The sequence below is a fragment of the Paenibacillus sp. 11B genome (assembly GCF_030487755.1).
GTDB lineage: Bacteria > Bacillota > Bacilli > Paenibacillales > Paenibacillaceae > Paenibacillus > Paenibacillus vandeheii.
In genome coordinates this window covers 1,598,059-1,621,382 of sequence record NZ_JAUKNS010000001.1, presented here as the reverse complement: position 1 = coordinate 1,621,382, position 23,324 = coordinate 1,598,059, and the positions used below count along the sequence as shown (strand labels likewise).

The 23,324-nt window shown below is 50.0% G+C and carries 5 protein-coding genes; all 5 read left to right on the top strand.

Translation table 11 applies throughout. The annotated features are described in order from the left end of the window. The first annotated feature begins 34 nt into the window (after positions 1-34). From Q0V21_RS07125 to Q0V21_RS07105, 5 genes are read left to right on the top strand one after another with little or no spacing between them, the layout of a single operon-like run. Positions 35-16,903 (top strand): non-ribosomal peptide synthetase/type I polyketide synthase, encoded by a 16,869-nt coding sequence (locus Q0V21_RS07125; protein ID WP_301878183.1) that lies wholly within the window; start codon positions 35-37, stop codon positions 16,901-16,903. Further along, a complete protein-coding gene (locus tag Q0V21_RS07120) occupies positions 16,893-20,957 on the top strand; it encodes a beta-ketoacyl synthase N-terminal-like domain-containing protein (protein ID WP_301878182.1) in 4,065 nt (1,354 codons plus the stop codon). The genes Q0V21_RS07125 and Q0V21_RS07120 overlap by 11 nt, the downstream gene beginning before the upstream one ends. Further along, the gene (locus Q0V21_RS07115) at positions 20,954-21,211 is read left to right on the top strand and encodes an acyl carrier protein (RefSeq protein ID WP_079350544.1); all 258 of its coding nucleotides are present in this window, start codon (positions 20,954-20,956) and stop codon (positions 21,209-21,211) included. Before Q0V21_RS07120 ends, Q0V21_RS07115 begins: the two co-directional genes overlap by 4 nt. Further along, positions 21,208-22,356, top strand: coding sequence for an acyl-CoA dehydrogenase family protein (locus Q0V21_RS07110; RefSeq protein WP_301878181.1), 1,149 nt, complete (start codon positions 21,208-21,210; stop codon positions 22,354-22,356). Before Q0V21_RS07115 ends, Q0V21_RS07110 begins: the two co-directional genes overlap by 4 nt. Continuing rightward, complete coding sequence (locus Q0V21_RS07105; protein WP_301878180.1) at positions 22,353-23,318, top strand: ACP S-malonyltransferase; 966 nt, start codon at positions 22,353-22,355, stop codon at positions 23,316-23,318. Before Q0V21_RS07110 ends, Q0V21_RS07105 begins: the two co-directional genes overlap by 4 nt. The last annotated feature ends 6 nt before the right edge of the window (positions 23,319-23,324 follow it).

Genomic DNA, 23,324 nt, shown 5'->3' with positions numbered 1-23,324 from the left:
CTAAATCTCAACTAACGAACGAGGTGTGGTCACGATGAACCGGAAAACCGTTGAACTCTCTGAAACGCAAAAAGGAATCTATTTCGATTGCCAAATGAACGACCCTACTTCGTATAACATCTCTGCTTCGATACAAATTAAACCATTGCAATTGGATATGTTTCATCGGGCCATCAAATTGCTCATGTATGAACAAGTGGTGCTGCGTGCCCGGATCGAGATACAACATGATGTACCGGTGCTGGCTGTTCATGAAGATATGGATCCTGTGCTTGTTTTCCGGGATCTGAGCGGCGAGAAGCAGGAGGATCTGAAGGAAAAGCAGCTAAAAGCATGGATCGGGGAATGCATCGGAACTCCCTTTTCTCTGGAGCTAGGACCTCTGTTCCGCTTGATGGTTGTTCAAATGGACGAAAGCCGTCATATCCTCACCCTGTGTATTCATCATCTGATCTGTGACGGGATGTCACTTGAATTATTGAAAAACAAACTGATACATCTATACGATTGCCTTCTGCTGGAACAGCCAGTGGAGGTAAAGCAGGATGAGGGATTCATCTCCTACGTTGAAGCTGAAAATCAGAAACTGCAAGACAACCGGTACCATCGGGAACAGATGTACTGGATGAACAAAATGAAAAGGGCAGAGCCTCTGGCGTTACAGCATGATTTTCCTACAGGCGCTTCACAAGAGGGCCTGGGATGTGAATTGCGTTTTGACATTTCGGAATCGCTGATGACGGATATCACACAAATATCCAAAGACGACGAAGTAACGGTATTTATGTTCTTTATGGGCGCCTTTGCCATCCTCATGAATAAATATACGGGTACACAGGATATTACGTTTTCTTCCCCGTATTCTCATCGGCCAGGGATGGATTTGGAAGAAACAATCGGTTGTTTTGTCCATATGCTGCCCATGCGTTTTCACCTTGACCTCGAATCGACTCTAACACCTCTGCTGCAACAAGTAGCCGCAACCTGGATCGAGACTTACAGACATATCGGGTACCCGAACAACCTCATCGTCAGGGACAGTATGTTACAGGCTCAGCCAGGATCACCTTCGTTGTTTGATATCTCCTTTGTCTATGATTCCTACGAAGAAGAAGATGCTTTTGAAACGCGTATGCTGGAACAGGACCAGGTTACTTTTCCAGGTGATCTGATGGTCGTCCTGAATCGTTCACCTCAAGGTAATCAATTGAAGCTTCAGTATAAATCAAATCTCTTCCATGCGGATTCCATGAATCGTATGGGTCAGCGGTTCCTGTATTTGCTGGAACAGCTGGTGGCCTCTCCTGAGAAGTCCATCCGTGAGTTCAGTCTGCTGATGCAGGAGGAGAGAGAGACCCTGCTTCACGAGTTCAATCAAACTGCTTATTTCCCGTACATCCCGCAGCATATTATCGATGTATTCCATGAGAAAGTTGCACGATTCCCGGATCGCGTGGCCCTGCTGGAAGGCAACCAACGCCAGACGTATGTGGAGGTCAATACCCAAGCGAATCAACTGGCCAATCAGATCATGGCACGAAAGATAAAGGATAACGAAGCAGTCGGCGTTCAAATGCCCCGCAGCTCGGATCTGGTGATTGCCTTGCTTGCTGTATTGAAAGCAGGATGTGCTTTTGTCCCTGTGGACCCGGCCTATCCATTATCCAGAAAGAGCTACATTGTATCGGATGCAGACATATCGATCGTGCTGGCCATCCAGCCTGAAGAAGAGGACAAGATGCTGGATGTGGAATATATCTACACGGCAGACGGTCATGCCTACACAGGAGATAGCTCCAATCCCGAACATGTACTCAACCCGCATAGTCTTGCCTACATCATGTACACCTCGGGATCAACAGGCAAACCGAAGGGAGTTATGATCGAGAATCACAGCGTGGTGAACACACTGCTTGATCTGGAGCGGCGCTTTCCGGTGCAGGCCGGTGATGTGTATTTGCTGAAAACGGCTTATACCTTTGATGTTTCCGCGACAGAACTGTTCGGCTGGTTTATGGGAGAAGGTGCCTTAAGCATCCTTGAGCCTGGAGCAGAAAAAGATCCTCTCCGTATTGCATCCACCGTCGCGGCACATCGGGTAACGCATATCAATTTTGTCCCTACCCTATTCCGTCTTTTTCTGGAAACGATGGAACTGCGTCCAAACCTGTCGCCGCTTGAAACGTTGAAATGGGTGTTTGTTGGCGGAGAAGCCGTTACACCGGACATTATTCAAAAATATGACAAGCTGGGCATACGGGCAAGTCTGGAAAATGTATACGGCCCGACAGAGTGCACCATCTGGGTATCTCATTATGCCTTAAGCAACTACGAGGGCCCGGGCAATGTTCCGATCGGCTTCCCGCTTAATGAGTCGAGATGGTATGTCGTTGGAAGTGATGACAGCCTTCAGCCTGTCGGCATTCCCGGGGAATTGTGCCTGAGCGGTGTTGGACTTGCACGCGGATATCTTAATCTGGAACAGATGACCCGAGAGAAGTTTGTCCTGAATCCCTTTTACAAAGAAGAACAAGATCCGGAATATTTCAGGTACATGTACCGCACCGGTGACCTGGTTCGTTCGCTTCCTAGCGGAACAATTGAATATCTGGGACGCATTGATTTTCAGGTTAAATTTCAGGGAGCGAGACTGGAGACGGGAGAAATTGAGAATGGCCTGACGTCCTATCCGGGGATCATTCAGAGTGTTGTGGTCATGAAATCGTTTGAGGGCAGACCCGACTTGTTATGTGCGTATTATCTGTCAGAGCAGGAACTGCCTGCATCCCAGTTGAGAGAGCATTTATCCCGGTCCCTGCCGGGGTATATGATTCCATCCGTTTTTGTACATAAATCTGAATTTTCGCTGAATAACAGCGGGAAGATTGACCGGAATGCGCTTATGGCGGATATGACACATACCCATGCTTCCAATACGATCTATACCGCTCCGGTCACTGAGCTTGAGAAGATTGTGGCTGCGGTATGGTCCCAGGTGCTGGGCGTTGAGAAAGTAGGCAGGGATGATCATTTCTTCGATTTGGGTGGCAATTCATTTTCCGTTATTCAGGCTCACAATATGCTCAAGCATAATACAGATGTGGACTTCCCCGTTCCCCGCTTTTTCGAATGTCCAACGCTGCGTCAATTTGCAGTACAGGAACAGACTGAGGAAGACTGCGCACTGCCGGCTGAACGGGAGAAGATGTTTCAACGCAGGGCAGGCATCCAGCGTGAAGACATTGCTATCGTAGGTATGGCCCTGAATGTACCGGGCGCGGAGGACATAAGGGAGTTCTGGAGCAATCTGGTTGAACGGCGTGAGAGTATTCACTTTTATAGTGATGAGGAACTGAGAGAGCTTGGCGTGGATGAAGCATTGCTTCGTTCTCCCCGATACGTCAAGGCCAAAGGCCGTGCGAATGGCATCGATGAGTTTGACGCCGATTTCTTTGATTACACGCCAGGTGAAGCCAAAATGATGTCTCCACAGTTCAGACTACTGTACCAGGGAATATGGGAAGCACTGGAGGATGCGGGCTGCAAACCGGATGAGGCAGGGAAAGTGGGCGTCTTCCTGGGCGGGTCCGATGATTTTGAATGGTATCGTCAGGTACTCTATAACGATGCAAACTATAGCAGCAAATATGAAGCCTTTACGCTGAGCACCAATCATTTTCTGGCGACCCGAATGGCGTACAAGCTTAATCTGAAAGGTCCGGCCTATACCGCACTGACAGGATGCTCCACTTCACTGGTCACCCCTCATCTGGCGTGCCAATCACTCATTGTTGGGGAATGCGATGTGGCTGTAGCTGGTGGAATCACGGTGGAGCTGCCGAATGACGGGGGCTACCTGTACGAGGATGGCATGATGTTCTCAGCCGATGGTCACTGTCGTCCATTCGATGCAGATGCCAGCGGAACGGTGTTCTCCAATGGCATGGGAATTGTGGTGCTGAAGCGGGTAAGCGATGCGATGCAGGACGGAGATCACATCTACGGTGTGATCAAAGGATCAGCCATTAACAATGACGGGCAGGAGAAGCTCAGTTTTCTTGCTCCAAGCGTGAGCGGCCAAACCGAAGTGATTCAGGATGCTTACAAGGTAGCCGGAGTGGACCCGGAAACGGTGAGTTATATCGAAGCTCACGGTACAGGAACGCTGCTAGGCGATCCAATCGAGGTGAACTCTTTAACTCGTGCGTTTGCTTCGGATCAGAAGGAATTCTGTTATCTTGGCTCGGTCAAGGGCAACGTTGGGCATATGGATACAGCGGCTGGAGTTGTAGGTTTAATTAAGGTCGCGCTTAGCTTGAGGCAAGGGTATATTCCGGGAACAGCCAATTACGAGAAGCCAAACCCCAAGATTGATTTTTCAAGTACACCATTCAAAATCAATGCGCATGGGGTGAATTGGAAACAGGCTCAGGACGGGCTTCTGCGGGCAGGAATCAATTCATTTGGTGTGGGGGGCACGAACGCTCACATGGTATTGGAGGAGGCACCCGAGATGGAGAAATGCAGTCCGGATGATGATGTTAATCTATTGCTTTTTTCCGCTAAAACAGAGCACTCGCTGAATCGCACGGCTGAACGGATTATGGAGCATTTAATGGAGCAGCCGGAACCATCGATTTCTAACGCAGCCTGGACTCTCCAGACAGGTCGATCTGTTTTTGCATACCGCAAGGCTTTGGTTGTGGACAAAACTTGGAGGGACCAGCCTGACAAGTTGATGCAGCAGCTTCAGAAAGCACGCGTGGTTCACCAATCGGCACCAGGCAGCCGTCCTGTATTCTTTATGTTCCCCGGGCAGGGCAGTCAGTATCAGGGCATGGGTGCAGAGTTGTACAAATCTGCGGAGAAGTCCGGCATAGCCCCGCTGTTCAGAAGTTATATTCAGGAAATTCTTGATCTGCTTCCTGCGGAGGAACGGGAAGATATGCTGTCCGTTGTGTACGGCGATCAGCAGCCTGAACGAATCAACCAGACGGAGTACAGTCAGTTTGCCTTGTTTATGACCAGTTATGCCATGGCCAAATCACTGCTGGATCTGGGTATCTGTCCGAATGGCATGATCGGGCACAGCATTGGAGAACTGGCTGCAGCAGCTGTAGCAGGTGTATTCGAGCTGCGGGATGCCGTCCGGATGGTACGTCTGCGCGGACGTTTGATGCAGCAGCAGCCGCCCGGTGTCATGCTCGCCCTTATGGCAGATGTGGAACAGGTGAAGTTACAACTGGAACCAAACGAAGATGTTTGGCTGGCCCTTGTTAATACCACAGGCTCCTGTGTGGTTGGCGGAACGGCAGCAGCTATTGCACGAATGGAAGCCATTGCGGAAAAACAGGGCTGGAAGAGCGTGCGTGTCAAAACTTCTCACGCATTTCATACCCCGATGATGGCTCAGGCAGCCAACGAATTTGGACGTTGTTTGGCGGAGCTCACACTTCATGAACCCAAAATCCCGTTGTTATCCAATACGAGTGGGACATGGGCTCGTTTCGATGAAATTACGAGTCCGGACTATTGGTCCCGGCACATATTGCAACCGGTATGGTTTGAAGCGAATCTGGCTGAGGTGTTGAAGGATGATTGCGCCGTTTTGATTGAGGTTGGAGCAGGGCGAACGCTGAGTTCCTTTGCCCGACAGCATACAAGGTCTCGTAATTCCCAGACCGTGCTGAACATGCTGCGTCACGTCAAGGAATCAGAGCAAGACCATGTTTATGTAAGCCGAAAACTTGCCGAATTATGGTGCGAAGGTATGGAGCTGAACTGGAAGGTACTCAGGGGCGAGACGATACGCCGAAAATGCTCTTTGCCGACATATGTATTCCACAAGCAATCCTATCCTGTGGGGGTTTCACTTTCGGAGACATCCATGGCTGATCGAACGGAAAACAATAATAAGCGGATGGTTTCGGACCGGAAACAGGCAGGGTATTCCGCATCACTGACAGGAGCAGGGGACATTTTCAATGGTGGGCCAGACCAGTTGAAGCAAGTTGTGCTTGAGGCCTATCGAACGATCTTTGGTATAGACGAGCTGGAAGAAGACGTTAATTTCTTCGCAGTCGGAGGCGATTCCCTCAAAGCTGTCAGCCTGTCGGCGTCCATTCGCTCCTATATAGGCATTCAACCCGAGGTTGCCGATGTATTCAACTATTCTACGCCTGTTCAGTTAGCAGAGCATCTCTATGATGTGGCAAAACCGGACTTGAATCAGCAAGGTCAGCAGATGATTTATCCTGCGCCTCCGATGGACGCTTACCCGATCTCTCCTGCACAGATGCGTATGTTTACTCAGGCTATGCTTGATCCAGGCAGTACAGCATACAATTTGCCATCTGCAACCATCATTGAAGGGGATTTGAATCCCATGAAGGTCGAAGCCGCTTTGGCGAAGCTGGTGCAGCACCATGAAGTTCTCAGAACATCGTTTGAGATCCAGGGGGATCAGGTCGTTCAATTAATCCATCCGTCTGCACGTTTGGAGATGGGCTATGCCCAAAAGGAATTGGTGAACGATCAGGAGGTAACATTGTTGATCGAGTCACTGATTCGTCCGTTTGATCTGAAGCAGACGCCACTTATGCGGGTGGAACTGATCCGAATTGGCGAGCGGAAGCATCTGCTGTTCTTTGATATCCACCATATTATCGCAGATGGTACATCTGTCGAGATCATCACCCGTGACTTCAATACGCTGTATTTCGGCGGAGAATGTGCTGCTCGTATGCAGTACAAGGATTACGCGGTATGGCAGCAGCAGCGTCTCGCTTCACAGGGCTATCAATCGCATCAGGCGTTCTGGCTGGAACATCTGGGCCCTTCGGTGCCTGTCCTTCAGCTTCCGCTAGATCATGCACGTCCTTCGCAGCGAACCATGCAAGGGGAACGTCTCCATTTCACCTTGAGTCCTTCGCTGACAGAGCGCCTGCACAAGCTGGCATCTTCTTCCGAATCTTCGATGTATATGGTGATGCTGAGTGTGTGGAATCTGCTGCTTGCACAGCACACGGGGCAGGAGGATATTGTGGTAGGAACGCCTGTTGCGGGAAGGCTGCAAGAGGAGATTAGGGATACGGTAGGCATGTTCGTCAATATGCTTGCCATGCGAAACTTTCCAGCCCGTGGGCGTGTGTATGCTGATTTCCTGCGTGAACTCAAGCAGCACACTCTGGACGCTTTTGCATATCAGGAATACCCGTTTAATGAACTTGTGACGCAGTTGGGTGCCAAGCGGGAGTTGAATCGGAATTCGATATTTGATGTTTGTTTTGATTATCAGAACATGGAGCTGCATGGACTTGAGCTTGATGGTTTGTTCTTCAGCTCGTTTCCGTTTGAGACGGGGACGTCTACCTATGATCTGCTGCTGACCTGTCAGGAAAACAGGGAGAAGCAAGTGATGGAAGGATATCTGGAGTTTTCGCTGGATGTGTTCGAACGAACAACCATCGAAAAGTTTATGGAGGATTTCATCGGCTTGTGTGAGCAGGTTGTTCAGCAGCCGAATCTGTCTGTGGGCGAGTTGCTGGAGCGCAACGCCCTTGCTCGGATGTCCGCCGTACATAGGCTCAATGGTCCACATCTGGAGTATGATTTCTCGTTTGGTTTGCACGGGTTGTTTGAACAGCAGGCGAAGCTTGTGCCAGACAAAGTTGCACTGTTAACTGCCTCGGGAGCTGCTCTTACGTACAGGGAACTGAATGAGAAGGCGAACACGCTGGCATGGCAGCTGTTGGATCAGGGCATTCGCCGGGATGAACCTGTAGGCATATTGTCCAGACGAAATGAGGCGCTGATTATTATGCTGCTTGCCGTGCTGAAAGCAGGAGCAGCTTACGTACCTTTGGACCCGGCTTTCCCGGAACAGCGGATTGTGAACATGATCGAAGACAGCCGCATGAACCTGCTGTTATGCACTTCCGGGGAAGAGGATACCGGCACTTTTGGCGGTGTACGGATGATCTATGATCCAATGGTCGATGGCGTCCGTTCATCCATCAATCCGAACGTGGGTGTCGTGCCTTCCGACCTGTCCTGTGTCATCTTCACTTCAGGATCAACCGGCAGACCCAAAGGGGTCATGATTACGCATGAAGCGATGGTTAATTTTGTCGAGGATATCCGGAACAGAGGAATTTTTGAACAGGAGACAGACCGCGTAATCAGTGTAACGACCATCTCCTTCGACATCTTCGGATTTGAAGTGTGGACGCCTATATGTACAGGACACTCCCTTTATCTGACCGATGAGCAGGAGCAGCTTGATCCGGTCCTGGCTTCGCTCCGTATTCGTGAACATGGCGTTACACACATTCTCAGTACTGTGTCGCGAATCAAAGCATTTGTTGAGAATGCCGATTTCGCCAGGGGGCTGGGCAATCTGAAGTGTGTTCTCACCGGAGGTGAGCGAGTTCCCGCGGGACTGCTGTCTGATCTGAAGCGACTCAGTTCAGCAAGAGTCTTTAATATGTATGGCCCAACGGAAACAACAATCTGGTCAACAACAAAGGAATTGCATGACCCGGCTAGCATTACCATTGGCCATCCGATTGCTAATACAGAAATTTATATTTTGGATGAACAAGGTGCCATGCTGCCGCACGGGAGTTATGGTGAACTGTGCATCGCAGGCAAAGGGTTATCCCGAGGATATCTCAACAACCCGGACGAGACGGAAGCCCGATTCATTACGAATGGCAATGTGCTGGGTGGCCGTTTGTATCGTACAGGTGATCTTGCCCGCATTCGACCGGATGGTGAGATTGAGTTGTCGGGACGGCTGGATCAACAGGTGAAAATTCGAGGTTACCGCATTGAAATGAATGAAATTGAACAGGCAGCGATGGCCCATGAAATGATCAGGGAAGCTGTTGTCAAAACCGAAGGTAATGAGCCGTACCAGCTGCAACTCATTTTGTTTTACAGTCTGAAGCCTGAAGCTGCCCTGATGGGAAGTGAGGGGGATGCCATGCTTCGTTCATGGCTAAGAGAGCGGCTTCCGCAGTACATGATGCCTTCCCGCTTGATTCGTCTGGACAAGCTGCCGGTGCTGCCTAACGGCAAACTGAACCGCAACGCGCTTCAACCGGCTGATGACGAGGTGAAGCAGATGGCTGATCCGGCCCCGGCATACAGCGCATCCCTTTCGGGGGCGGAACAGGCCAAAGCAGCACTGGAGCAGATGCTTGTGGAGGCCTGGAAGGAAGTACTCAACGTCGATCACGTTGGTGTACATGATCACTTCTTTGACATCGGCGGCAACTCACTGGGACTGATTCTGATCAATAACCGATTGAATACGTATCTGGACAAAAGTGTTCCGCTTGTGCAGTTGTTCGAGCATTCCTCTATCGCATCACTGGTTGATCATCTGATGTCCGGGGAAGTGTCCTCACCCGTTTCGCCGCCGATACGGGTGGATTATGTCCGCGAGATTTCGACAGCACCTCAAGTAATGGGACTGAATCCGGCTAGAAGTTTTGCGCCTTACGAGTTGAACCAAGCAGCAGCGGAACAAGTGAGGCCGGAAATGCGTGAACAGGAAGCTTCCGAGCAGGAACGCCCGGTTCTTTCGAAGCAAGCCCCTGCCACAACGTCCGCTTCGTCCGATATAGCTGTCATCGGTATGGCAGGACACTTCCCCGGTTCGAGGAATATTGATGAATTCTGGGCGAATTTAATGGCTGGCAAGGATGGAATCACCCGTCTGACAGAGAAGGACCTAACGGATGCGGGCGTCCGGCCTGAGGATTTTGGACATCCGGATTATGTCAGAGCTAAGGGTATATTGCAAGATACCGGTTTCTTTGATTCCGAATTCTTTGATTATCCGCAGCAGGAATCCAATATGATGGATCCGCAAATTCGCTTGCTGCATCAGTGTTCCTGGGAGGCGCTTGAACATGCCGGATGCGATCCTTACAGCTATGAGGGCTCCATCGGTCTGTTTGCCGGCAGCGGGCTGAGTTTGCCGTGGATGGTACAGTTTCTCGGTCGCTCGGGCAATCTGCTGCAAGCTTTTGAAGCGATGACACTGAACGAGAAGGATTATATTACAACCCGGGTATCTCATAAATTAAATCTCAGAGGGCCTAGCATGGCTGTACAGACGGCATGCTCGACTTCTCTGGTGGCCATTCATCAGGCAGCAGAGTCACTAATCCGGGGAGAGTGCGATGTAGCCCTTGCCGGAGGGGTATCCATCTCCTATCCGCTTAGAGAAGGCTATCTCTGGCATGAAGGCATGATTTATTCCAAAGACGGCCATTGCAGACCGTTCGATGAGCAGGCCTCGGGTACCGTGTCAGGCAATGGATGTGGGATGGTTGTGCTTAAATCGCTCAGCCAAGCCCTCAAAGACGGAGATCATATCTATGGTGTGATTAAAGGCTCGGCCATTAACAATGACGGTCTGGACAAAATCGGATATACGGCACCAAGTGTTGCCGGACAGGTCAAAGTGATTGAGGCGGCTCTTCAACGTTCGGGCATTGCTCCGAGTGAGATTTCCTATCTCGAATCGCACGGAACAGGCACTAAACTGGGTGATCCGATTGAGATTGAAGCGCTCCGGCAGTCATGGGGAACGGCAAATCAAAATTATTGTGCTTTGGGTTCGGTCAAAGCCAATATCGGGCATCTGGATGCGGCAGCAGGTGTTGCCGGTTTTATCAAAACCGTGTTGACGCTGTACCACCGGGTCGTTCCGCCCCAAATTCACATGCAGCGGACCAATCCGATGCTGAACCTGGAGCGCAGTCCTTTCTATATCAATACGGAAGCGCAGCGTTTCAGCAATCCGGCGCAAGTTCTGCGTGCGGGAGTCAGTTCGTTTGGAATCGGCGGAACGAATGCTCATGTGATCCTGGAGCAGCCACCTGTTCAGGAAAGTCATGCCAAGTACCAGTCATTGCAGCTGCTGCCATTCTCGGCCAAGAGCGAAACGGCGCTGGAACGAACGTATGAATCGGTTTTGCAGGCCATCAATGCCATGCCGGAGCAGTTGTCCGATGCCGCCTGGACCCTGCAGAAAGGCCGAAGCAGATTCAATCACCGAAAGGTGATGGTTGCGGTAGATGGATATATCCCGCCAAAGGGACAGGCCAACGAATATGAGACTCGGGCTAATATGACGGAGGGAAGACCGAAAGTTATATTCGACCTCAGCGGAACTGCAAATTGGGAAGCACGCTACATTCGGGAGCTGTATGCTTCCGTTTATCGGAGTCAGATTTCAGAGATGTTCAAACTCCATTTTGAAGAGATACTGAACCTTTTTGAATCCAAGGAACAATATACGATTCGCCAAGGAATGGGACGACCGTTAACGGATTCCAGGCTGGAGCGTATGCAGTGCTTTGTTGTACAGTACGCACTGTTCAGGACGGTCATGCAGTTCGGTGTCCAACCGGACGTTGTATGCGGACAGGGGGTTGGCGAACTGGTTGGCCTGGTCATTAGCGGTGCGCTTGAGCCAGCTCATGCTGTTGCCCTTTTATATGGGAAGGAGGACTGGACCTGGCAGGAAGGCGCCTTGTCAGACGGGTTGACTGGAAGGGTGACAAATGAATATGCAGCAGCCCTTGCATCCAGGATTCGACCGCTTTGTTCAAGAGATGTGCTATTTCCTTTACAGAATCGAAGGTCTTCTTCGGAGAGTGCAGGGAGCAGGAGTGTGCTCTGGATCACGGCAAGTCCGCAGCAGGATAAGGAACAAAGCATTGAAACCGTGTTTTCGGAATCTTCCAATGTCATTTCTCTTCTGGAGAATCGCCAGGGTTCGCTTGAGGCGGATGTATATTTCCTGAAAATACTTGGCTTTTGCTGGTGCTCCGGTGTAGAGCTGGATTGGACACAGCTGTATGGAGCGGATCAAGGGCATATCATTTCCTTGCCGACGTATTCCTTTGATCCGATTCCTCATATTCATGATGTTCCCCTGTACCAGCTTACAGGGATGCCGCAGGCAGCAGTGAGTACAGGACAACGGGCAGAGTTGTTATTGTCTCAAAGTGCAAAGGTTCCCATGACAGGGAACGAGATACAGGCTGCTTTGCTGCAATTGTGGCAGGAACTGCTTGGTTGCGATTCAGTGGATCCCGAAGACGATTTTTTCCAGCTTGGCGGGCACTCACTGAAGGCGATATCCCTGGCGTCCAGATTAAAGGATGTCTTCGGACTGCATTCAGGATTGAACGATGTGTTTGAACATTCAGTTTTTGCACAGATGGTGCAATGGATTAGTGAACATCAATTTGATCATCAATCTGCGAACAACTACAGTTCAATGAAGAATTCCATTCCACCTGTGAAGCAGAAGAACAGGTACAAGACGACCTCTGCGCAACGAAGAATGTACGTGATGCATGAGTGGATGAACGGGGAGAGTACGGCGTATAATCTCGCCAGTTTCTACAGGATTAAAGGGGAGTTGGATATTGCTCAATTCCAGACAATTATGGATGCGCTGGTACAGCGGCATGAATCGTTCCGTACCCGGTTTGAAATGGTGGACGGTGAGCTTTTTCAGATCGTGGAGGATCAGGTTCCATCCGTTGTTGAAGTGCTGGAATCGGAGAGCATGCCGATAGAACATGTACAGAAGTGGATACAACCCTTTGATCTGACTCATGCGCCATTAATTCGTGTGAAACTCGGGCGCCTTTCAAGCAACGAGCACATCTTGTTTATCGACATGCATCACATCATTTCCGATCAGAGCTCCATTGCCATTCTGATGCAGGAATTTGCTCGCCTGTACCTGGGAGAGGTTTTGGAACCACTCGACATTCAATATAAGGATTATGCAGAATGGCTTCATGAGCGTACGCTGAACGGTACATCAGCTGAAGACGCGCAATTCTGGAAGCAGCAATTCACGGATATACCGACACCACTCGAATGGCTTACTGATTACCCCAGACATGAGGCTGCGTCTTACAAGGGAGACAGAGTATCGATAGTTCTGGATGAGTTGTTGAGTGGGCAGGTAGACGAATTCTGTACCCGACATGGCATTACACCATATATGCTGTTCATGGCAACGCTGAATGTGTTGATCTGGAAGTACACAACTCAGGATGATCTTGTAGTTGGTACGGCGGTGGCGGGACGTGAACAACCCGAACTGGACAGTGTTGTTGGAATGTTTGTCAACATGTTAGCTATTCGCACGAGAATGGACAGAGAACTGTCCATCGAGGATTACGTAAAAGGGATGCGTGATAAGCTGCTGTCCTGTTATGCACATCAACAATATCCGTACGAGGCGCTGGTAGAGCAGCTTGGTTTATTTGGTGACACCAGCCGTAATCCGCTATTTGATGTCGTGCTGAATTACATCAACATGGGGACGGCTGATCCTGAAGTGGGTGAATTGACGACCTTTGTACCATGGATCGAGGGCAGTGTGGAGGCCAAATTTGATCAGACCTGGACAGTGGCCGAACATGAGCAGTACTACACCGTGGAACTGGAATACCGTAAGGACCTGTTCAGAGCAGAGTCCATGCAGCAGATGCTGGACAAATTCCGGTATATTCTGTCCCAGATTGCCTCAGGTGAGGTGGAACAGATTCGTCAGATCAGCCTAACCACACCGCAGGAGGAAGAGTGGCTGCTGTACGGGGTGAATGACAATGCCGTTGAATATTCGCGGGATGCAACCATTTCTCAGTTGTTTGAAGAACAGGTTCGGTTACACGGACAACGGACATCTCTGGTCTGGGAAGGTTCCGAATGGAGCTATGCTGACCTGAATGACCGGGTGCAATGGCTGGCTTCCAGGTTGCTGAGTGAAGGTGTGAAATCAGGCTCCCGTATTGCCCTTATCCTGGACCGTGGACCGATCCAAATCGTCAGTATCCTTGCTACACTCAAGGCGGGCTGCAGTTATGTACCGATTGACCCTGCTTCACCATCAGCGAGAATCGAGTTTATTTTGCAGGATAGTGGTGCTTCGGTCCTGTTAACGGAGATGGAGTATGCCTTCACCTGGCAATCGGTGGTACCTTGTATCGTGCCTGCCGATGAACTGAAAGGGTTCATTTCGCCTTTGATGACGGAACTTGAGAACGATATGGAAGGTAACGATACAGGTGATATGGGGACCACTGCTCTCGATCCGGCTTATATCATTTATACATCAGGATCAACCGGAACCCCAAAAGGCACGGTGATGAGTCATCGTAATGTAATCAAAGTGATGAAGACCAGCAACTTTGTGACCGTGGTGCCTGAAGATCGCGTCCTGCAGATTTCCAATTATGCATTTGACGGCTCCATCTTCGATATTTTTGCTTCATTAATAAATGGGGCAACCCTTGTATTAATCTCTAAAGAAATCATTCTGGACATGGCCAGCTTGGCTGACGTCATTCGTCAACAACGAATAACCGTATTCTTCATCACAACCTCGTTGTTCAATCTGTTGGTGGATTGGGATGCCGAATGTTTGAAAAATGTGCGCAGAGTTATGTTTGGCGGTGAGGCCGCATCGGTGAGTCATGCCAACAAAGCTCTCGCAGTAGTGGGGCCAGGCATATTGTTGAATGGATATGGGCCAACGGAAGCGACCTTTTTTGCCTCCTACCATTTACTTGAACAAACGGAGCCTTACACAGGTTCGTTGCCTATAGGATATCCATTATCGAATACCGCTTTATATGTTCTGGATGATGATCTAAAACCTGTTCCACCCAATGTTCCTGGTGAACTGTATATCAGCGGAGATGCCGTTGGGATCGGCTACCTTAATCGTGAGGACCTTACAAACAAACACTTTCTGGACGATCCTTTCCGCAAGGGAGAGCGGATGTACCGGACAGGGGATATTGTCAAACGTTTGGTGGACGGCAGTTTGATATTCATTGAACGCGCTGATTTTCAAGTCAAGATTAGAGGGTTTCGGATTGAGTTGTCGGAGATTTCCAACTGCATGGAACGCGTTGCGGGGGTTCGGGATGCATTTGTCATGACAGCTGCCGATGCGTCAGGCAGTCTCTATGTCACCGCCTATTACACCTGTGAATCCCAAACTGTAATTCATGTGGAAGAGCTTCGAAGAGAGCTGCAACAGCGGCTGCCTGAATATATGGTCCCGGCACAGATTCGACGTTTGGATTATCTGCCGATTAATGCGAATGGCAAAGTGGACCGAAAAGCCTTATCGGAGATGCCTGAAGTCCAACCGGTGTCTCTGCATGAGGAATCACCTCGGACAAGGGTGGAACGGATTATTCTTGACGCCATGCGTCAGGTGTTGGGGAATCCGTCGATCGGCATGGAGGATCATTTCTTTCAGAACGGTGGCCATTCGCTGAAGGCGATTGCTTTAACTCAAATTTTGTCAAAAGAAGGAATTGCCATCAAGGTAAACGAATTATTCCAATATCCGACAGTTCGAGGGCTAGTCAATCTGGTACAGATCCGTCCTCAGACGTCCGTTTTGTACGAAGAAAGCCTGCAAATTCAGTCCCCCATTTCCATTCCACAGGACATCACACTACATGAGAATCAACTGGACAGTCTGGTCCTGCATGTGTTGAACAGCTGTAATCAGGTTTCATCCTTCATGGCGGGCACGACCACCGTTGGTCGCTTCCCACTTTCTCCAATCCAACAGGCACATGTTACTGCAACTTCACGAGCAAGCGGATTTATAACAACACTTGAAGGCGATTTGAATGAACAGGCTGTAAAAGCATTGATCCTTAGGGTTGTAGCCCGGCATCAACTGCTGCACAGCATCCTACATGAGGAAGGTACCTTGAAGTGGCATCAGTGTGATCTGCCGTTAGCCGCAGATATGCTGCAACAATTGATACCGTATCTGGATACGCGTCATTACGCTCAGGCTACCCTGGTGCGATTGGAGCATAAGCTGGCACAGACCCTGCTGCATCAGACATACGATCTGAACGAATTGCCTTGGCGACTGTGCATATTGCGTACAGGAATCAGGGAGCACAAGCTCTTTTGGAGTTTTGATCATCTGGCGTTTGATGGCATGAGTGCAGAGATTATCAAACAACAGCTGGAGATGGAGGCATATGATAGCGAGCAAGAATTCGAAACCGTTCATCCATACAATGTACTGAAGTATGAGGACTACGTGCGGTTGGTATCTCAAGGGCCGGTAGGTGTGGACGAGAATGAACTGGAACAACAATTCTCACTCCAATCGTGGGAAACGTGCAACAACATTGTCATCGACAAGTTCCAGGAAACAGAACGTCTGCAGCCTTCATCAATTACGGTTGAATTACCTCGTGTCGGGAAAGAGGATACGGATGACTGGTGGGTATGTTTCCAATCCTTTGCCAACATTATCGCAACCTATCTGGATGTAAACCGGTTGCCTGTTGCTCTGGTGCACTACGGCAGGGAATACGGCGAGCAGTCCTTTTACGACCATGTGGGTGAATTCCTCGATCTGATCCCGGTGCTTTTGGACCGTGAATTTACTCAGGATGACCTGATGAAACAGCTCGAACGGGTGAAACGACATCATATTAATTTTATGGCACTGACACAGGAAGTTCCTGTTTCAGCAAACTATGCTGTCATTCAGAAACACTTGGGAGCAGCTTATCGGCAAACGCTAAGCCAGAAACGGCGAAATTTGATTCTGTTCAATTATCAGGGCTTTATCTCCAGCCGAGAGGCGGTTCCGATGTTTGAAGCATCGGATGAGCACGACATGTCGTCAGCTCTAGCTCAATTGGAATGGGTCATTCATTACGACGAAGAGTGTCTGTATGTTCACCTGACATGTCAAGCCGGGCTGGATACCAAGCGGTTACAACAGCTTGTTCACCAGCAGATGGGCAGCGATGTGAAAGTGAAAGTTCATAATGAGCCAGTGGAGGTGCAGCATGTCCAGTAAATCCATACAACGAGGGCCCGAACTGATTATGCCGGAGCATTATTCGACTGTGGCTGAGCTTCTAATATATATTTCAGCGGTTCATTCCGAAAAGGGAATCACGTATATCAGTTCTTCAGGTGACGAACAGTTTGAATCGTATCCGGAATTGCTGAATCAGGCTCGTATGTACCTGCAGGGTTTACGTGATCAGGGTATCAGGCAAGGACAGGTTGTTATTTTGGAAATAGATCATTCCCAGGAATTTTACCGTACATTTTGGGCTTGTATGCTGGGCGGCATTGTTGTCGCCCCCGTCAGCCCTCCGTCAGCCTGGGAACCTGGCTCAGCTGGGTTGGAGAAATTTACGAAAGTCTGGGAGGTGCTGGAGCGTCCGGTTGTGGTCGCTGAGGAAGCCTACATGCCGAAATATCAGCAACTTGCGGACAGCGCGGTATTCGAAGGCCTTTCGTTAATCAGTGTGAACAAGCTCAAGGCCTCCCGAAATCCGGCGGAGGCGTGCACAACAGCACCCGATGATATTGTATTTCTGCAATTCTCATCAGGCAGTACAGGCATTCCCAAAGGGGTTCAGTTGACGAACCACAATATTATTGCGAACAGCATTGCTTGCAAGACATTCCTTGGGTCGGAAGAAGGAGACAACGTGTTTACCTGGTTGCCTCATACACATGACATGGGGATGTTTGGACAGCACCTTACCCCTATTTTGAGCGGAGCCAATATCATGGTGATGTCCCCTTATACTTTCGTACGGTCGCCTTATCTGTTCTTGCGGAAAATTACGGAGCACCAAGGGAAATGGTTCTGCTGCACCAACTTCGGTTTTGAATGGATGGTTCAGAAGATTCCGGATTCGAAGCTCGCAACACTTGATCTGTCTTCACTTCGTATGACACTGAATGGTGCAGAGCCTATATCTACAGCAGTAATTGAGCGCTTTGTTCAGAAATTCGGAGCTTGCGGTTATCGACGGGACATGATGTTTCCTGCGTACGGCATGGCCGAAGCGACTGTAGGTGTATGTACTTCCTATCTGGGGGAAGAGCCGCGCATAGAACGAATTTCCCGAACCAAACTTGTGCAGGAAGGACTTGCTGTTCCGGTCGATTTCACGGAAAGTGAACCAACGGATGTGATTGAATTTGTTCATGAAGGGTATCCCATGACCGGCATTCAGATTCGGATTGCAAATGAGCAGGGGGAAGTGCTGGATGAGCGTGTCGTCGGCGAAATCCAGATTCGCGGTGAATCGGTAACGTCCGGATATTACCACCTTCCCGACCTGAATCGCGAAATATTTGTGGATGGGTGGCTGCGGACAGGCGACCTGGGTTTCATGGCCGGCGGCTCGCTCGTTGTCAGCGGACGAATTAAGGATATCGTGTTTATTCGGGGACAGAATTATTACGCGCACGATCTGGAAGAGATCCTGTACCAGAATCGAAGCATTCCGAGAGGCAACCTGACAGTAGTAGGCCATTTTAACAGCGCCAAACAAGTGGAGGAGATGCTTGTATTTGTGAAATACAAATCGGTTGCTCCACAGTTTCTGGAGGTGCGTCAGGATTTGATTCACCGGATGAGAGCCGAATTGGGCATTGAGATCACTCATGTGCTCCCGATCAAGGTGATACCGAAGACGACCAGCGGAAAGGTCCAGCGTTTCATGCTCAGAAATGAATACGAGTGCGGAGCATTTGATGCGGATATTGAGGTTATTGAAAAACTGATTTCCCAAAACAGACAACAGCAGCAGTCCGAGGGGATTGAACCGGCGTCATTGGAACAAACGGTACGTGAAGCTTGGGCCGAAACGCTCCAGCTTCCCCTAGGTCAGATTACGACGGATGCTTCTTTTCTCGCATTAGGAGGCAACTCCATTCTGTCATACCAGCTGCTTGACAGGCTGTCTGCACTTATAGGGCGTGAACTGGGTCAGGAACTGCTTGTTTTTTGCAGGACTGTACGAGAAATGGTGGAGTATCTGCAGGAACTTCCGGCGGAAACAGAGCCAAGTGAACAGGCTGTGCGAGCGGATAATCATCTGAACGTACATCGTGCCATTGCCATTACCGGACTAGCCTTGCGTTTGCCTGATGCGGATACTCAGGAGCAATTCTGGAACAACCTGGTTCAGGGTCTTGACAGTGTTGAGCGGATTAGCGCCGATCGTGCAATGCGTTCGAAGCGTCCGGACTGGGATGACTGGATTGGGGAACTCAAACATCCGGACACCTTTGACCACGAGTTCTTTGATATTCCATCGGAACAGGCTGCATTTATGGACCCGCAGCATCGCAAACTGCTGGAAGTTTCTTATGAAGCTCTTGAAGATGCAGGTATGCTTGTGGATCAGGAGGATAAGCGCAATGTGGGTGTGTACGTGGGCATTAACCCAAGCACCTATTTCGATCTGGTCGTTGACTATATGAATCAACGTGATGGAAAGGATGTTCATTCCCATGCAATGGTAGGCAATATGTCCAATATTGCGGCGGCTTCCATCTCTCATCTGTATAACTTTACGGGTCCAGCCCTTGCGATAGATACAGCTTGCTCGTCCTTTCTTGTAGCACTGACGCAAGCTGCTGCAGCCATTCAGGAAAAGCGAATATCCGGTGCAGTTGTAGGGGGAGCAACCATTCTGGCTTCACCGCATGTACATCAGTTATCCCGCCATGCGGGAATCTGCTCATCCACGAAACACACCAAGGTCTTTGACCGGGAGGCCGATGGTTCAGTGATCGGGGAGGGTGCAGTGGTTGTATATCTGGAGCCGCTAACAGAGGCAGTTCGTGCCAATAAACATATTTATGGACTGATTCGCGGGACAGCGGTTAACAACGATGGCTATTCTCTGGGCATCATGGCACCGAATCCTCAAGGACAATACGAGGTGCTTCGCTCCGCTTACCAAGATGCCAATCTGAATCCGAGCGAGATATCTTATATTGAAGCACACGGGTCGGGTACGAGGATCGGAGATCCGATAGAGGTGAACGCCTTGCTCCGGTTATTTCAGGAAAAAGGGTACGACAATACCACTTCCATTGGCTTGGGTTCCGTCAAAACCAATATAGGGCATCTATTCGCAGCTTCAAGCGGTGCCAGTCTGGCCAAGGTTCTGCTCAGTATGCAGCATGCCGAATTGGCACCAAGTCTGCATATGGACAAGCCCAATCCGGCCCTCAGGCTGGAACAATCGCCTTTTCACATCGTCAGTGAGCATCGGTCATGGGATGTTCCGGTAGGGAAGACACGCAAAGCGGGCATTAGTTCGTTTGGGCTTGGAGGAACCAACGCTCACATTGTTCTGGAAGAGTGGAAAGCGACTGTTCGGGCAGAGGGCTCGGGGCTCGTGCAATTATTAACGTTCTCTGCCAAGACAGAGCAGGCTCTGCAGAAGCTGATTCATAACACCAAGCGATTTGTGTCGGAACATGAGGACCTGCATGCGGCGGATCTGTGTTTTACACGGAACAGGTACAGAAAGCATTATCGGTATCGTGCAGCGGTCACGGTGAATTCAAGCGAGGAGTGGGATTTGGAAGGTATGCAATTCGGTTTCAAGCCAAGGAATCGTGCTGCTCGTGTAACGATTGTTATAGACGGTCATGCTGCACTTGAGGCGACTTATTGGACAAGCGTCATTGAAACACTCACTCGCCTTGTACCTTCTATTCAAGAGGTAAGAGGAATCAATGCCGGAGAAGAGCTGGTTGCCAGGTTGGACCATCCTCAAGATCCGTCCAGCAAGCTAGCAAAGGCAGACATCGTCATTGCGATTGCTGCCGATCCTTCGGATCAGACTGCGGGGCTTGCGGATTGCACTGGCAAGGAGCAATGGATTCATTTATCCGGCATGCCTTCACTGGGTGTGGAGGAACAGCTTGCATCCTTGCTGAGACAGTTATATGTGCTTGGTGCTGCTTTGGATTGGGAACAGTTACACCCGGATGGTTCGGGCCAGATTGTACATCTGCCATCACATCCATTCGAGCCGCATGTCCATTGGGTCGATGTGAATCAGGGAACGGAGGTCATGATATGACAAAAGAGGAAATCGTACTGTTTATGAAAAGCGAAATTGCTGCCGCACTGAATGAGGAGCCGGAGGACATTGATGAAGAGATGAACTTTTTGAAAATTGGCGTCTCTTCTGTACAGGCTCTCAAAATAATTAATCGTACGCGCAAGCACCTGCAGGTGGATATCAGTCCGGTAGCTTTGTTTGAATACAAAACTATTGCTGAATTTGCCTCATATCTCCATGAATCCCTTCTTCAAGAGGGGGTAGTTGAATGATTGAACTGGATCTGCAACAAGAGATTATTCATGAGGCTGAGCAGTTTGCTGCCAGCGAGATACGTCCCTATGCTCAGCAGATTCAGGCACAGCAAGCCATCCCCGGATCACTGATCCGGGCCATGGCCGAAAAAGGCTACCTGGCGGCTTCCGTACCGGCTGAATACGGCGGTCTGGGCCTTGGACCCAAGTCTTATGGACAGTTGACGGAAGTGTTTGGCAAGGCCCTTCCGGCGGTGCGCAGTTTATTGACGGTACATACGTCCCTTGTAAGTGAAACTCTGGTGCGTTTTGGAACGGAAGAACAAAAGTCTTCCTGGCTGCCCAAGCTGGTACGTGGGGAATGGATTGGAGCCTTTGGCCTCACTGAACCGGAAGTGGGCTCGGACGCCAAAAATGTGAAGACAGCGTGGCGCGAAGAAGACGATGCTTATGTGCTGAACGGGACAAAAAAATGGATCACCTTCGGGCATTTGGCAGATGTGTTTATCATCATTGCATCAAAGGACGGAAGAAGCACGGCTTTTTGGGTGGAACGAAAATTCGATGGTGTACAGACCAAACCCATTGAAGGCGTTATGGTGGGCGGGGAAACCGGACTGGCTGTGATTGAGCTCCATGAGGTGCGTGTACCCAAAAGCCATATCATTGGACGGCTGAATGAAGGCTTCGAATATATTGTTACCGGTGCGCTTGACCAGGGCAGATACAGCATCGCTTGGGCCGGATTGGCGATTGCGCAGGAAGCACTCGATTCCATGGTAACCTATTCGCGGAAGCGAAAGCAGTTTGACCAGAAACTCCATCACTTTCAACTAATCCGCGGCATGATTGGAGATGCAGTAACGAAAGTCCATGCAGCAAGGGCATTATGTTTGCGGGCAGCCGAGCTAAGAGAAGCCAGGGACCCGCAGGCTGTCATGGAAACAACCATTGCCAAATATTTCACGTCCAAAGTTGCTGTAGAAGTTGCAAATGATGCGCTCCAGGTTCATGGGGCAAACGGCATTAGCAATGACTATCCCGTATCTAGGCTGTATAAGGAAGCTAAGGTTCTGGAAATTATCGAAGGATCTTCCCAGATGCAGCAGGAGATGATCTCGCATTACGGACTAAAAGCGTATTACAAGCGCGGCGGCGTATGACGATCTGTGCCTTATTTCCCGGACAGGGGAGCCAGTATATCGGAATGTGCTGTGATGTGCTGAACAAAGAGCCGGAGGCAAACCACATTTTTGCCGAGGCGAGTGAAGCTCTTGGTTATGATCTGAGAGCGCTGATTATGGAAGGAACGCTGGAGCAGCTTACAGCCTCTGTGCATGCCCAGCCCGCCGTCGTGACAGCAAGCTACGTGCTCTTCGACTCATTTGTTCGCCGGACAGGGCTCATTCCCGAGTATGCGATCGGTCACAGCCTGGGAGAAATTTCGGCTCTCGCAGCCGCGGGAGCGATGCGCTTTGCCGATGCGGTTCGATTTACGGCAAGAAGAGGCGAATTAATGCACCGTGCGATCCAGGAACAAAAAGGCAGAGCCGGACTTGTGGTGGATATCACCCAGGCAGAGCTTGAGGAAATGGTCAAGACTATACGCCAAACGGAATATGTGACCATCTCCGGCTACAATTCACCGAGACAATTCGTCGTTGCTGGTACGGCGAACGGGCTGCGGTTGCTGGACGACAACATGGATCACACTGGCGGGGAGTTCATTCCTTTCCGCATGATGCCCATGAAAGCAGACGCACCTTATCACTGCGAGCTGATGCAGTTTATTCAACCGGAGCTTGAAGAGATGCTTGCCGGAATAACGTTTGCCGCGCCCCGATTCTCCATCTGCTCCACGGTTCAGGGAGAACTGATTCAGGGGCCTGAAGACATCGCCAAGCTGCTCAGTCATCAATTGCTGCAGCCGATTCGCTGGAATCAGGCATTGGCACATGTACATCAATTGGGAGCAACGGTATGGGTTGATGTTGGTCCAGGGGAAAGTGTCAGAAACATGGTGGCCGAGAATACAGCACTGCCTGCTGCTTATTCCCTGGATAAACCGCAAGATCGTTCCACGTTGGTTCAGTTATATGAAACCCTCACTCAGAGCAATACATAAAGGAGG

Bases quoted from the DNA above. Each gene is read 5' to 3' on its own strand.
- Q0V21_RS07125 (WP_301878183.1), top strand. From the start codon at position 35: ATGAACCGGAAAACCGTTGAACTCTCTGAAACGCAAAAAGGAATCTAT.
- Q0V21_RS07120 (WP_301878182.1), top strand. From the start codon at position 16,893: ATGTCCAGTAAATCCATACAACGAGGGCCCGAACTGATTATGCCGGAG.
- Q0V21_RS07115 (WP_079350544.1), top strand. From the start codon at position 20,954: ATGACAAAAGAGGAAATCGTACTGTTTATGAAAAGCGAAATTGCTGCC.
- Q0V21_RS07110 (WP_301878181.1), top strand. From the start codon at position 21,208: ATGATTGAACTGGATCTGCAACAAGAGATTATTCATGAGGCTGAGCAG.
- Q0V21_RS07105 (WP_301878180.1), top strand. From the start codon at position 22,353: ATGACGATCTGTGCCTTATTTCCCGGACAGGGGAGCCAGTATATCGGA.